The following is a 15,616-nucleotide window of genomic DNA, read 5'->3' on the forward strand; positions in this document are numbered from 1 at the left end:
TGGTTCAGCGAGAGGAATCGAGCGCCAGCCGGATGAGGTCGTCCTCATCCAGCCCGTCGAGGTCGGTGCCGTCGGGTTCCCCGGCGGCGGGTTCGGCGTCGTCGCCGTCGGTGAGGCGCAACAGCGCATCGAGCAACCCGGCGGCACGCAGCCGGGCCGGGGAGATCGCGGCGAGCGCCTGCCGGATGCGGGCGTCGTCGTCGAGGTCGTCCGGTCCGAACAGCTCGTCGTGCAGGTGCTCGGCGAGGACCAGGGCGCTGGGGTAGTCGAAGATGAGGGTGGTGGCGAGCCGCAGGCCGGTACTCGCGTTGAGCCGGTTGCGCATCTCGATCGCGGTCGCCGAGTCGAAGCCCAACTCCCGGAACGCGCGCTCGGGTTCGACGGAATCGGCCGACGGGTGGCCGAGGACAGCGGCGGCCTCCGCCCGTACCGTCTGGAGCAGGGCCCGGTGCCGTTCGCCGCGAGACCTGTCGCGTAGCCGGGTGTAGAGCGCGGACGCCCCCTGGCCACCGATCGCGGCCTGGTCGGCGTCGCGGATCCGGCGTACCTGCGGCAGTTCGTGCAGCAGCGGCCGGGGCCGGGCCGACTCGTAGGCGGGCGCGAACCGCTGCCAGTCCACGTCGGCGATGGCGACGAAGGTCTCGTCGTGGTCCAGGGTGCGGGCCATGGCGGCGATGGCCAGGTCGGGCGCCATCGCGGCGAGGCCACGTCGGCGCAACTGCTCGACGATCACGGCGTCGGACATGCCGCCGCCGTCCCACACACCCCAGGCGATCGAGGTGGCGCGCAGACCACGGGCCCGGCGACGGGCCGCGAGCGCGTCGAGGTACGCGTTGGCCGCCGCGTACGCGCCCTGCCCTCCCCCGCCCCAGACCCCGGCGTTGGAGGAGAACAGAACGAACGCGCTGACGTCTCCGACGAGGTCGTCGAGCACTGCGGCACCTGCCGCCTTGCCGTTGACCACGTCGGCGAACTCGTCCAGGCGGGTGTCGGCCAGCGGCGCCGAGCGGGCGACGCCGGCGGCGTGGAAGACCGCGGTGAGATCGTCGATGCCGTCGAGCAGGCTGGTGAGCGCGTCCCGGTCGGCCGCGTCGCAGGCGACGATGGTCACCCGGGCACCGAGCTGTTCCAGGTGGGTACGCAGCTCGTCGGCGCCCGGGGCGTCCGGGCCTCGACGGCTGGTGAGCACCAGGTGCTCGGCACCGCGTCCGGCCAGCCAGCGGGCCACGTGTGCGCCGATCGCGCCGGTGCCGCCGGTGATCAGGGTGGTGCCGGTGGGCGTCCACCCGTTCGGTGGTGCCGGGTTGTCGAGGGGGGCGGGGCGGAGGCGTCGGGCGTGGACGGCGTCCTCGCGTACCGCGATCTGGTCCTCGTCGTCGATGCCGGCGACGGCTGCCTGGAAGCGGGTGAGGGCGGCGTTGTCGAGCCGGGCCGGCAGGTCGATCAGGGCGCCCCAGCGGTCCGGCTGTTCCAGGCCGAGTACCCGGCCGGTGGCCCAGACCTGGGCGGGCCCGGTCAGCGGCGGCTCGTCGGTGGCGGCGACGGTGACCGCGCCGCGGGTGACGATCCGGAGCCGGCCGGGGATTCCGGCGTCGGCCAGGGCCTGGACCAACAGCACTGTCGCGGTGAGGCACCGCGGGACGGCTCCGTCGGTGTCCGGGGCGACCGCCAGGAGGGACAGCACGCCGGTGACGGCGGGCTCGGGGCCGGTCGCGGCTCTCAGCTGTGCGGTCAGTGTGGCCCGGTCGGTCGTCGCCGGGTCGACCTCGACGATGACGGCAGTGCCGCCAGCCTGCTCGATCGCGGCGCTGGCGAATTCGGTCTCGGCCGGGGCGTTGGCGGTGGTGATCAGCAGCCAGGTGCCGGTGAGCAACGCGTCGGGCGGCTCGGGCAGGGCGGTCCAGCCGACGGTGTAGCGCCAGGTGTCGGTGGTGCCGCGTTCCTTGCGGGTACGCCGCCAGGCGGTGAGGGCGGGCAGCAGGGCGTCGCCGTCGTTGGTGATCCCGAGGGGGGTGAGGTCGCCGTTCTCCACCGCCTGCCAGAACTCGCTGTCAACCGGGTCGACGACGGGCACCGGTGTGTCGCCGGCCGGCCAGTAACGCTGGTGTTGGAAGGGGTAGGTGGGCAGGTCGACGGTCCGGGTGGCGGGGATGACGGTGTTCCAGTCGACGGGTGCGCCCTGCACCCATGCCTCGGCCAGCGACCGCACGAATCGCTCGGGGCCGCCTTCGTCGCGGCGCAGCGTGCCGACGGTGGTGGCCTCGATCGCCCCGGTGAGCACCGGGTGGGCGCTGACCTCGATGAAGATCCGGTGCCCCGCCGCCTGTGCGGCCTGCACCGCCAGGTCCAGGCGTACCGGTTGACGCAGGTTGCGGTACCAGTAGGCGGCGTCCATGACACCGCCGTCCTCCACAGTGGAAAACACCGGCACCGTGCCGGGCAAGGGCTGCACCCCGTCGAGCAGGCGGGCCAGGTCGGCCTCCACCGGCTCGACCAACGCGCAGTGCGACGCGTAGTCCACCTTGACCCGCTTGGCCCGCACCCCAGCCACCTCCGCAGCGGCCAGGAACGCATCCAGGTCCGCACCGGCCACCACGACGCTGGTCGGGCCGTTGACGACCGCGACACTGACACCCTCGGTCAACAACGGGGTGACCACGTCCAGGCCGGCGCTGACCGACACCATCCCGCCACTACCGGCGATCGCCAGCAGGGCCTGACTGCGCAGGGCGACGACCTTCGCGGCGTCACCCAGCGACAGCGCCCCGGCCACACAGGCCGCCGCGATCTCGCCCTGCGAGTGACCGATCACCGCATCGGGGGTCACACCCCTGGACCGCCACACCTCGGCCAACGCGACATGCACCGCCCAGAGGACCGGCTGCACCACGTCCACCCGCTCCAACGGATCGTCGGAGCGCAGCACGTCCAGGAGGTTCCAGTCCACGAACGGCGCCAGCGCCGCCGCACACTCCGCGATCCGAGCCGCGAACACCGGCTCGGCATCCAACAACCCGGCGGCCATCCCGACCCACTGGGACCCCTGACCGGGGAACACGAACACCACACCGGCGGAACGGGCCACACCGGACACCACAGCGCTGGACGGCAACCCGTCGGCCAACGCGGCAAGACCGGCCCGATGGTCCGGGCCGAGCACCACCGCGCGGTGGTCGAAGACAGCACGCGAAGCGGCCAGCGAGTACGCCGCTTCCCCGGCATCGCCGTCCCACGCCGCGAGCCGTTGCGCCTGCCCGGCGACCGCCGTCGCGCTGCGCGCCGACAACAACCAGGGCGCACCGGGATCCGTCGCGACCGACTCGGCCACAGGTATGACCGGCGGCTCCTCGATGATCACGTGGGCGTTGGTGCCGGACACCCCGAACGACGAGACTCCCGCCCGGCGCGGGCGCTCCCTGGCCGGCCACGGCCTCGGGTCGACGAGCAGCTCCACCGCACCGTCGGACCAGTCGACGTGCCCGGTGGGCCGCTCGACGTGGACGGTCCGCGGCATGGTGTCGTGCCGCATCGCCATCAGCATCTTGATGATCCCGGCGACACCGGCGGCGGCCTGGGTGTGCCCGATGTTCGACTTGATCGAGCCGAGCCACAGCGGCTGGTCGGTGGGCCGATCCTGACCGTAGGTGGCGAGCAACGCCTGCGCCTCGATCGGATCGCCGAGTCGGGTGCCCGTGCCGTGCGCCTCGACCGCGTCCACGTCGGCGGTGGTCAGGCCGGCGTCGGCCAACGCGGCGCGGATGACGCGCTGCTGCGACGGGCCGTTCGGGGCGGTGAGCCCGTTCGACGCGCCGTCCTGGTTGACAGCGGTGCCGCGTACCACGGCGAGCACCCGGTGACCGTTGCGGACCGCGTCGGAGAGCCGCTCGACGAGCAGCACGCCGGCGCCCTCCGCCCAGCCGGTTCCGTCGGCGTCGTCGGAGAAGGACTTGCACCGGCCGTCGGGGGCCAGGCCGCGCTGCCGGGAGAAGTCGACGAACGTACCCGGGGTGGCCATCACCGTCACCCCACCAGCCAGTGCCATGACGCACTCGCCGTTGCGCAGCGCCCGCACCGCGAGGTGCAGTGCCACCAGGGAGGACGAGCACGCGGTGTCCACGGTGACCGCCGGGCCCTCCAGACCGAAGGTGTACGCCACCCGGCCGGAGACCACACTGCCGGCGTTGCCGACACCCAGCAGACCCTCGACTCCGTCAGCCGAGCCGAGCCGGCTGACGTAGTCGTGGTACATCACCCCAGCGAACACACCCACCTGCGCTCCCCGTACGACCGCCGGGTCGATCCCGGCCCGCTCGAACGCCTCCCAGGAGGTCTCCAACAACAGCCGCTGCTGCGGATCCATGGCGAGCGCCTCCCGTGGCGAGATCCCGAAGAATCCCGCGTCGAAGTCGCCCGCGTCGTAGAGGAAACCGCCCTCCTTGGTGTACGTGGTCCCAGGATTGTCAGGATCGGGATCGAACAACACCCCTACATCCCAGCCCCGGTCAGGGGGGAACTCCCCGATCGCGTCACCACCGGTGTCGACCAGCTGCCACAGGTCCTCGGGGGTCGTCACACCGCCGGGGTAGCGGCAGGCCATGCCGACGATCGCGATGGGTTCGTCGGCCGTGACCGCCCTGCTCACACCGGCCGTGGGGCCGTCGTCGCCACCGCCGAGAGCGGTGTTCAGGTGGTCGGCCAGGGCGACTGGGGTCGGGTAGTCGAAGACCAGGGTGGCGGCCAACCGCAGCCCGGTCGCGGCGTTCAGCCCATTGCGCAGCTCGACGGCGGCGAGTGAGTCGAAGCCGAACTCGCTGAACGGGCGGTCGGCGACAACGGCCCGTCCGGAGCCGTGGCCCAGCACGCCGGCCACGTGGGTGCGTACCAGATCGAGCAGTTGGTCGCGGCGTGCGGCCGGTGCCAGACCGGCGAGCCGGCGCACCAGGGCGGCGTCGCCGGACGCCCGACCCGCGCGTTGCCGGGGGATCGCGCGGACCATGCCGCGCAGCACGCCGGGGACGTGCGACGGGGTCGCCGACGGGTCGAGCCGGACCGGTACGAGCAGGGCCTGGCCGTCGGCGCCGGCCTGGTCCAGCGCGGTGAGCGCCACGTCGGTCGGCAGCGGCAGCACACCGGAGCGGGCCATCCGGTCCAGTTCCGCCGGGGCGAGACCGGCGGCCATGCCGTCCGCCCACGGTCCCCAGGCCAGCGAGGTCGCGGGCAGGCCGGCGGCGCGCCGGTGCGCCGCGAGGGCGTCGAGGAAGGCGTTGGCGGCGGCGTAGTTGCCCTGCCCCGGGCCGCCGAAGACGCCGGCGGCGGAGGAGAACAACACGAAGGCGGAGAGGTCCCGGTCGCTGGTGAGTTCGTGCAGGTGCCAGGCCGCGTCGACCTTCGGTCGCAGGACGGCGGCGGTGCGGTCCGGGGTGAGGCGGTCGATCGTACAGTCGTCGAGGACTCCGGCGATGTGGACGACGGCGGTCAGGTCGGGCGCTGCGGCGAGGACCGCCGCGAGGGCGTCCCGGTCGGCCGCGTCGGCGGCCACCACCATCGCGGTGGCGCCGAGGCCGGCCAGGTCGGCGACCAGCTCGGCGGCACCGGGCGTGTCCGTGCCGCGGCGACCGAGCAGGATCAGGTCGGTGCAGCCGTGACGGGTCGCCAGGTGCCGGGTGACGATCCTGCCGAGGGCGCCCAGGGCACCGGTGACCAGTACGGTCCCGGTGCCGAAGTCCGGGCCGTCGCCGGTCGGGCGGTGCGGAACGAGCCGGGGTACGAGGACAGCGCCACCGCGTACCGCGACCTGGTCCTCTCCGGCTGCGGCGATGGCTGCCAGTCGGGTGTCGTCCGGGTCGTCACCGGGTTCGGCGTCGGCCAGCAGGAAGCGGCCCGGGTTCTCGGACTGGGCGCTGCGGATCAGGCCCCAGACCGCGGCGCCGGCCGGGTTCGGGACCGTGTCGTCCGGGTTCGCGGCCACCGCCCCGGTGGTGAGCACGAGCAGACGGGCGTCGTCCTGCGCGAGCACGGCCTGCGCGGCGGCGAGCGCCTCCACCGTCACCGCGTGCGCGGCAGCGGCCTGGTCGCCCGGGACCTGCGGGACGCGCAGCACGGTCAGGTCCTGCGCGGTCGACTCCACGGGCACCGGGATCGGCGACCACGCCAGCGTGTGCAGCACCGACGGCGGGGCGTACGGCCGCAGGAGCAGGGACTCCACGCTGACCGTGGGGCGACCGAGGTCGTCGGTCAGATCGATCCGGACGGTGTCGGTGGCGGTCCGGGTCAGCCGGGCGCGGGCGGCGCTGCCGGTCTGACCGTGGCGGGTGACACCGGTCCAGGAGAACGGCACCTTGGCCTCCCGGCCGGCGTCGCCGGTCAGGCCGAGGACGTGCAGGGCGGAGTCCAGAAGCGCCGGGTGCGCCGCGTACCCGTCGGCGTCACCGTCGAGGGCCAGATCGGCGTGGAGGGTGCCGTCGGTGGCGCGCCAGGCCCCGCGCAGCCCCCGGAAGGCGGGACCGTAGTCGAGGCCACGGTCGGCCAGGTCGTGGTAGAGGTCGCCGAGGTCGAGCGGGGTCGCGCCGGGCGGCGGCCATTCGTCGGTGTCCGGGGCGGGCACTGTGGCGGGGCTGACCGTACCGGTGGCGTGTGCCGCCCACCGGACCCCGTCGGTGGTGGCGTGCACCGCGACCGGTCGACGTCCGGCGTCGTCGGCCGGGCCGACCCGGACCTGGAGCTGCACGCCGCGTTCGCCGGCCACCACCGGGGCGGAGAGCACGAGGTCGTCGACGTGGTCGCAGCCGGCCTCGGTGCCGGCCGCGAGGACCAGTTCGAGCAGCGCGGTGCCGGGCACGACGACCGAGCCGGCGATGCGGTGGTCGGCCAGCCAGGGCACCGAGCCGGTGCTCCAGTGGCCGGTGTGTACCCGCTCGTCGTCGCTGCCGGCCAGCGGGACCATCGCGCCGAGTAGCGGATGCGTGCCGGCGCCGGCCTCGCCGACGGCGGCGGCCGGCCAGTAGCGGCGGCGTTGGAAGGCGTAGGTGGGCAGGTCGATCAACCGTCCGCCGGTCAGGCAGGGCGTCCAGTCGACAGCGACGCCGCGCACGAAAGCCTGCGCGAGGGCGGTGAGCAGCGTGGTCGGTTGGTCCCGGTCGGAGCGTTGCACTGGTACGAACACCGCGTCGCTGACGCAGTCCGCACCCATGGCCGACAGCACCCCGTCCGGGCCGATCTCCACAAAGGTGCTGACACCCAGGCTCTCCAGTGTGGTGATCCCGTCGGCGAAGCGCACCGCCTCGCGGACGTGCCGCACCCAGTACGCGGCGTCCTGTGTCGACGCGACCTGCCCGGTCACGTTCGACACGATCGGGATGCGCGGCGACTCGTAGGTCAGCGTCGCCGCGACCGAGGCGAACTCGGCCAGCATCGGCTCCATCAACACCGAATGGAACGCGTGACTCACCCGCAGCCGCTTGGACTTGAACGTCGCCGCGACGGCCGCGACCTCGTCCGCCACTCCGGACAGCACCACCGAACGAGGTCCGTTGATCGCGGCGATGCTCACACCGTCGGACAGCAACGGCAGCACCTCGGCCTCGGTGGCCCGCACCGCGACCATGACACCGCCCGCCGGGAGGGCCTGCATGAGGCGACCTCGGGCGGTGACCAGCCTCGCCGCATCAGGCAGGGACAGCACCCCGGCGACGTGCGCGGCGGCGATCTCACCGATCGAATGCCCCACCAGGTAGTCCGGGGTGACACCGAACGACTCCACCAGGCGGAACAACGCGACCTCGACGGCGAACAACGCCGACTGCGTGTAGACCGTCTGGTCCAGGTCGTCACCCTCGGCGATGACGTCGCGGATCGGCCGGTCCAGGTGCCTGTCCAGTTCGGCGCAGGCAGCGTCGAACGCTTCCGCGTACACCGGGAAGGTTCCGTAGAGGGCCAGGCCCATGCCGGGGCGCTGCGAGCCCTGGCCGGAGAACACGAACGCCGTCCGGCCGGTCACCGGCACGCCGGTGACCAGAGCGGGGTCCTGCTCGCCGGCGGCGAGGGCTTCCAGCGCGGCCCGACCGAACGCCACCGCCCGGTGCGGGAGGCGGGCCCGCCCGGCGAGGGTGTACGCGGCGTCGAGCAGGTCCACGTCGCCGTCGGCTAGGAGCCGGGTGGCCTGCGCGGTCAGCGCTTCCGGGGTACGGGCGGAAAGGAGCAGCGGTACGTCGACGGTCGCCTCGCGTGCCGGCCCATCGGGTGCGGGGTCCGGTTCGGGTGCCGCTTCGAGGATGACGTGCGCGTTGGTGCCGGAGACCCCGAACGAGGAGACCGCCGACCGGCGGGGACGCCCGTCGCCCGTCCACTCGCGGGCCTCGGTGAGCAGGGCGACCGAGCCGGACGACCAGTCGACGTGCGAGGTCGGCTCGTCGGCGTGCAGGGTGCGGGGCATCAGTCCGGCCCGCATCGCCATGACCATCTTGATGATGCCGCCGACTCCGGCTGCGGCCTGCGCGTGACCCAGGTTCGACTTGATCGAGCCGAGCCACAGCGGCCGGTCGGCGGCGCGGCCCTGCCCGTAGGTGGCGAGCAACGCCTGCGCCTCGATCGGGTCGCCCAGCACCGTGCCGGTGCCGTGGGCCTCCACCACGTCGACGTCGGCGGTGGACAGACCGGCGTCGGCGAGCGCGGCCCGGATCACCCGCTGCTGGGCGGGGCCGTTCGGGGCGGTCAGGCCGTTCGACGCGCCGTCCTGGTTGACGGCAGTGCCCCGGACCAGCGCGAGCACCGGGTGACCGCGCCGGCGGGCGGTGGAGAGCCGCTCGACCAGCAGTACACCGACGCCCTCGGACCAGCCGGTGCCGTCGGCGCCCGCCCCGAACGCCTTGCAGCGCCCGTCGGCGGCGAGCCCACCCTGTCGGGAGAACTCCAGGAACATCGTCGGCGTGGCCATCACCACGGCGCCGCTGGCGACGGCCATCGCGCACTCGCCGTTGCGGATCGCACCGATCGCCAGGTGCAGCGCGACCAGTGACGACGAGCAGGCGGTGTCCACCGTGACGGCCGGGCCCTCGAAGCCGAAGGTGTACGCGAGCCGGCCCGAGATGACACTGGCGGCGGTGCCGGTGAGCAGGTAGCCGGTGCTGGCGTCCCGGCCCTGCAGCAGCGTGTCGTACCCCTGGGCCGAGGCCCCCACGAAGACGCCGACCTGCTCGCCGCGGACCGTCTCCGGGTCGATGCCGGCGCGTTCCAGGGCCTCCCAGGTGGATTCCAGCAGCAGCCGCTGCTGTGGGTCCATGGCCAGTGCCTCGCGCGGCGAGATGCCGAAGAAGTCGGCGTCGAAGTCGGCGGCGTCGTGCAGGAAGCCCCCACGGTCGGTGGCCGAGCCGCCGTCCCGGTCGGTGTCGAAGAGGTCGGCCCGCCACCCCCGGTCCACCGGGACCGCGCTGATGCCCTCGGCGCCGTCGGCGACCAGTCGCCACAACTCCTCCGGGGTGCTGATGCCACCCGGGTAGCGGCAGGCCATCGCGACGATCGCGATCGGATCGTCGTCGTCCCCGATGGCGGCGGTGGAGGGTTGGGGTGCCTCCGGGATGGCACCGCCGAGCAGTTCGTCGCGCAGGTGGGCGACGAGCGCGAGAGGGCTCGGGTGGTCGAAGGCGAGTGTCGCGGACAGCCGGAGCCCGGTCACGGCGGTGAGCCGGTTGCGCAGTTCGACGGCTGTCAACGAGTCGAACCCGAGTTCCTTGAAAGCTCGGCCGGCGACGACATCGGACGGGGCGTGCCCGAGGACCGCGGCGACGTCCGCCACGACGATGTCCAGGAGGATCCGTTCGGCCTCGGCCGGTGCGGTGGCCAGCCGACGGCGCAGCGCGGTCGCCGCGTCGGCCGGTCCGGCGCTGCCGGCCGGGCGGGTCACACCACGGACGAGGCCACGGAGCAGCGGCGGCGGGGTGGTGCCGGCGGCGACGGTACGGGCGAGTCGCACCGGAACGGTCAACGACTCGTCGACCCCGAGCGCCGCGTCGAGCAGCGCCAGCCCCTCACCGGTGCTGAAGCCGAGCACACCGGTGCGGTCCATGCGCCGCGTGTCGGTGTCGTCCAGCCGCCCGGCCATGCTGGCCGTGGCGGTCCAGGGGCCCCAGGCGAGCGAGATCGCCGTCCGGCCCTGGGCGCGGCGGTGCGCGGCGAGCCCGTCCAGGAACGCGTTCGCGGCCGCGTAGTTGGCCTGCCCGGCCGCGCCGAGCAGCCCGGACAGCGACGAGAAGAGCACGAAGGCGGCGAGCGGCTGATCCTGGGTGAGGTCGTGCAGGTGCCAGGCCGCGTCGACCTTGGGGCGTAGCACGCTGCTCAACCGGTCCGCTGTCATCGCGCCGAGGACACCGTCGTCGAGGACGCCGGCGAGGTGGACGACGGCGGTGAGCGGCCGGTCCGTGGTGCTGGCCGCGATCAGGGCCGCAGCCGCGCTGCGGTCGGCGACGTCGCAGGCGGCCAATGTCACGTTGGTACCGAGGCCACGCAGTTCGTCGGCGAGGTCGGCCGCGCCGGGCGCGTCCGGGCCACGCCGGCCGGCCAGCACCAGGTGCCGGACGCCGTGGGTGGTGACCAGGTGCCGGGCGACGGCCGCTCCGATCGCGCCGGTGCCGCCGGTGAGCAGGACGGCACCCTCCGGGTCGAGGGCGGTCGGGACGGTGAGAACCACCTTGCCGACGTGCGCGGCCTGGCTGACGTGCCGGAACGCGGCACCCGCCGCGCGTACGTCCCAGGTGGTCACCGGCAGCGGCCGCAGCGCGCCGGCCTCGAAGAGGTCGACCAGGGCCCGCAGCATCTCCTGGATCCGGTCCGGTCCGGCCTGGATGGTGTCGAAGGCTTGGTAGCTGACGCCGTGCGCCGCGCTGATCTCGGCCGGGTCGCGGACGTCGTTCTTGCCCATCTCGGCGAACCGGCCGCCCGGGGCGAGCAGCCGCAGCGAGGCGTCGACGTGCTCGCCGGTGAGCGAGTTGAGCACCACGTCGACCCCACGGTCGCCGGTCGCGGCGCGGAACCTCTCCTCGAAGCCGGTGGTGCGGGACGAGGCGATCCGGTCGCCGTCGACACCCAGACCGCGCAGCGTCTCCCACTTGGCCGGGCTGGCCGTGCCGTAGACGGTGGCGCCGAGGTGATGGGCCAGTTGCACGGCGGCCATGCCGACGCCGCCGGTGGCGGCGTGCACCAGCAGCGACTCCCCGGCACGCAGGCCGGTCAGGTCGACCAGTGCGTAGTAGGCGGTGAGGAAGACGATCGGCACGGCGGCGGCCTGCTCGAACGTCCAGCCGGCCGGGATCGGCGTGACCAGTCGGTGGTCGGTGACGGTCACCGGGCCGAACGCGCCGTAGAACATGCCCATGACCGCGTCGCCGACGGCCACCCCGTCGACACCGGGGCCGATCGCGGTGACGACACCGGCGCCCTCGCTGCCGAGTTGGGCGACGTCGGGGTACATGTCCAGGGCGATCAGGACGTCCCGGAAGTTGAGGCCGGTGGCGCGGACCGCGATCCGGACCTGGCCCGGGCCGAGCGGTTCGTCGACCTCGGGGCACGGGACGAGGGTGAGGTTGTCGAGGGTGCCCTTGACCGGGACGTCGAGTCGCCAGGGGACTCCGGCGGGCGGGATGAGGGCGGGCCCGGTCGCGGCCCGCGCCAGGCGTGGGGCGAGCACTGTGCCGTTGCGGACGGCGAGTTGCGGCTCCCCGGTGGCGAGCGCGGCGGCGAGCACGCCGTCGTCGGGGCGGTCCAGGTCGACCAGGACGAAGCGGTCCGGGTTCTCGGTCTGCGCGGTGCGGACCAGCCCCCACACCGCGGCGGCGGCCAGGTCGGTGACGTCCCCGTCGGGTGAGGTCGCCACCGCGCCGGAGGTGACCACGGCGAGCCGGGCGTCCGCGTCGGTGGCGTCGCGCAGGAACCGCTGGAGTACGTCGAGCGTGGCGGCGGTCGCCGAGTGCGTGGCCGTCAGCGGGTCGGCACCGGTGGTCGGCGGGTGCCAGATCTGCGCCGATGTGGCCGGTGCGGCGGGGGCGGCGGCGACCGGTGTCCACGCGAGGCGGTGCAGGGCGTCGGCGACCGGGAGGGTCTTGGTGGTGGGTGGGGTGTACGGCCGGAGCACCAGGGAACCGACAGTGGCGACCGGCTGCCCAGTGGTGTCCCAGACGTCCACGGCGACGGTGTCGGTGCCCCGCAGCCGTACCCGGATCGTGTCGGCGCCGACCGCGTGCACTGTGGCACCGTTCCAGGCGAACGGGACGGCGGCCGGTTCGGCATCGGTGACCGTGTGACCGAGGGCGTGCAGGGCGGCGTCGAGGATCGCCGGGTGCAGCCCGAAGCGGGAGGCGTCGACGCTCTCGGGCCCGCGTACCTCGGCGAAGGTCTCCCCCAGCGGGCCGCGCCAGACCGCTTCCAGGCCCCGGAACGCGGGCCCGTAGGTGAGGCCGCGCTCGACGATCCCCGGGTAGAGGTCGCCGATGTCGACGGGTTCGGCCCCCGGCGGCGGCCACTCGGTGAGGGTCGGGGGCGCGGTGCCGGTGACGCCGAGGGTGCCGGAGGCGTGCACGGTCCACGTCTCGCCGTCCCCGCTGTGCACGCTCACGCTGCGCCGGCCGTCGGCGTCCGCCGCGCCGACCCGGACCTGAACCCGCACCCCCGCCGGCGGCAGGACGAGCGGGGTGGCAAGGACCAGGTCCTCGACCGTCGGGCAGCCGACCTCGGCGCCCGCTGCGAGCACCGCTTCGAGCTGGGCGGTGCCGGGCACGACGAGGTCCCCGGCGACCTGGTGGTCGGCGAGCCACGGGTGCCCGGCGGCGGACCAGTGACCGGTGAAGAGGTGCTCGTCGACGCCGGCCAGGGCGACGGCGGCACCGAGCAGCGGGTGGTCGACACCGGTGAGGCCCAGCGCCCGGGTGTCGCCGGCCGTGGCGGTGCCGGTGGACGGCCAGTACCGCTGGTGTTGGAACGCGTAGGTGGGCAGGTCGACGCGGCGACCACCGAGGGCCAGCACGGTCCAGTCCACCGCGGCGCCCCGCACGTACGCTTCGGCCAGCCCGGTGACCAGGGCGGTCACCTCGGGGCGGCCCCGGCGCAGCAGGGGCACGTAGGTGGCTTCGGTGTCGTCGCTGTCCCGGGCCATCGCGGTGAGGACGCCGTCCGGGCCGATCTCCAGGAACCGGGTGACGCCACGGCCGCGCAGCCAGGCGATGCCGTCGGCGAACCGGACCGCCCCGCGCACGTGCCGGACCCAGTAGTCGGCGTCCGGTGTGCCGGCGAGTTGCCCGGTCAGGTTGGACACGACCGGGATGACCGGCTCGTGGTAGGTCAGGGCGCTCGCCACCTGGGCGAACTCGGCCAGCATCGGCTCCATCAACGCCGAGTGGAACGCGTGGCTGACCGTCAGCGCCTTGGACGTGTCGAAGTGGGCGGCGACCGCCGTCACGGCGTCGGCGGTGCCGGACAGCACCACCGACCGGGGACCGTTGACGGCGGCGATGTCCACACCGGCGGACAGCAGCGGCAGCACCTCGGCCTCGGTGGCGCGTACCGCCACCATCACCCCGCCGGGCGGCAACGCCTGCATCAGCCGGCCTCGCGCCGTCACCAACGTCGCGGCGTCGGCAAGGGACAACACGCCGGCCACGTGGGCGGCGGAGATCTCACCGATCGAGTGCCCGACGATGTAGTCCGGGGTGACCCCGAATGACTCGACCAGACGGAACAGGGCCACCTCGACCGCGAACAGGGCGGCCTGCGTGTAGACGGTCTGTTCCAGGTCCACGCCGTCGGCGATCACCTCCCGCAGCGGACGGTCGAGGTGGGGGTCCAGTTCCGCGCAGACCGTGTCGAATGCTTGCTCGTACGCCGGGAACCGCTCAGCGAGGTCGAGGCCCATGCCCTGCCGCTGGGATCCCTGACCGGAGAAGAGGAAGGCGGTGCGGCCCTCCTGGACGGTGCCGGTGACGAGCCCGGCGGCGGCGTTCCCGTCGGCCAGGGCTGCCAGGCCGGCCGGAAGGTCGGCGCCGGTGACCACCGCCCGGACGGGCAGCGGTGAGCGGGTAGCGGCGAGCGAGTGGGCGACGTCGACGGGGCTGGCCCCGGAGCTGGCGGTGAAGGCGCCGAGCCGACCGGCCTGGGCGCGCAGCGCCTCCGGCGTGTGACCGCTGAGCACCCAGACCGGGTCGGTGACGGCCGGGGCGTCCGTCGCCGGGGCGTCCGTCGCCGGAGCCTCCTCGATGATCGCGTGGGCGTTGGTGCCGCTGATGCCGAACGCGGAGACCGCCGCCCGTCGGGGCCGCTCCCCCGGCGCCCACTGGCGCTCGGCGGTGAGCAGTTGGACGTTGCCGGCGGTCCAGTCCACGTGCGGGGTGGGCTCGTCGACGTGCAGGGTGCGCGGCATGACACCGGCCCGCAGGGCGAGCACCGTCTTCATCACGCCGCCGACCCCGGCCGCGGCCTGGGTGTGGCCGAGGTTGGACTTGAGCGAGCCGAGCCAGAGCGGTTCGCCGGCCGGACGGCTCTGACCGTAGGTGGCGAGCAGCGCCTGCGCCTCGATCGGGTCGCCGAGCCGGGTGCCGGTGCCGTGCGCCTCGACCAGGTCGACGTCGGCGGCGGTGAGTCGGGCGTTGGCGAGCGCGGCCCGGATGACGCGTTGCTGGGCAGGCCCGTTGGGGGCGGTGAGGCCGTTGGACGCGCCGTCCTGGTTGACCGCGGTGCCCCGGATGACGGCGAGCACCGGGTGGTTGTTGCGGTGGGCGTCGGAGAGCCGCTCCAGCAGGAGCAGGCCGGCGCCCTCGGACCAGCCGGTGCCGTCGGCGGCGGCGGCGAACGGCTTGCACCGGCCGTCCGGGGCGAGGCCGCGCTGGCGGCTGAACTCGACGAACGCCTCCGGGGTGGCGAGCACCGTGGCGCCACCGGCGAGGGCGAGGGAGCACTCCTGCTGGCGTAGGGACTGGACCGCCAGGTGCAGCGCGACCAGGGAGGCCGAGCAGGCGGTGTCGATGGTGACCGCCGGCCCTTCCAGACCGAACTGGTACGCGATCCGCCCGGAGAGCACGCTGGCCGCGCTGCCGGTCAACCGGTAGCCCTCGATGCCGTCCTGGGTGTGCCGCTGCAACAGGGTGTCGTAGTCGCGGCCGCTGATCCCGACGAACACGCCGGTCCGGCTGCCGCGCACGCTGTCACCGGGAATGCCGGCCCGCTCGAACGCCTCCCAGGCGGTCTCCAGCAGCAACCGCTGCTGCGGGTCCATGGCCAGGGCCTCGCGTGGCGAGATGCCGAACAGCGCCGGGTCGAAGTCGGCCGCCTCGGCGAGGAAGCCGCCCTCGCGGGCGTAGCTCTTGCCCTTCGCGTCCGGGTCGGGGTCGTAGAGCCCGTCGACGTCCCAGCCCCGGTCCTGGGGGAAGTCGCCGATCGCGTCACCGCCGGCGGCGATCAGCTCCCAGAGCTGCTCCGGCGTGTCGACCCGCCCGGGGTAGCGGCAGGTCATCGCGACGATCGCGACCGGTTCGCCGGCCGCCGTCTCCACCTCTTCGAGGCGCCGCTTGCTGCGTCGCAGCTCGGCGGTCATCCACTTGAGATGGTCGAGCAGCTTCTCGTCGTTCGCCATCACACGTAC

General features: G+C 74.0%; 1 protein-coding gene. It reads right to left on the minus strand.

All coding sequences use genetic code 11. From position 1 onward, the window contains the following. Positions 1 to 4: 4 nt before the first annotated feature. Positions 5 to 15,607 (minus strand): type I polyketide synthase, encoded by a 15,603-nt coding sequence (locus FHU34_RS33810; RefSeq protein WP_244311758.1) that lies wholly within the window; start codon positions 15,605 to 15,607, stop codon positions 5 to 7. Positions 15,608 to 15,616: the final 9 nt, after the last annotated feature.

It is taken from the genome of Micromonospora taraxaci (assembly GCF_007830095.1).
GTDB lineage: Bacteria > Actinomycetota > Actinomycetes > Mycobacteriales > Micromonosporaceae > Micromonospora > Micromonospora taraxaci.

Bases quoted from the DNA above. Each gene is read 5' to 3' on its own strand.
- FHU34_RS33810 (WP_244311758.1), bottom strand. From the start codon at position 15,607: ATGGCGAACGACGAGAAGCTGCTCGACCATCTCAAGTGGATGACCGCC.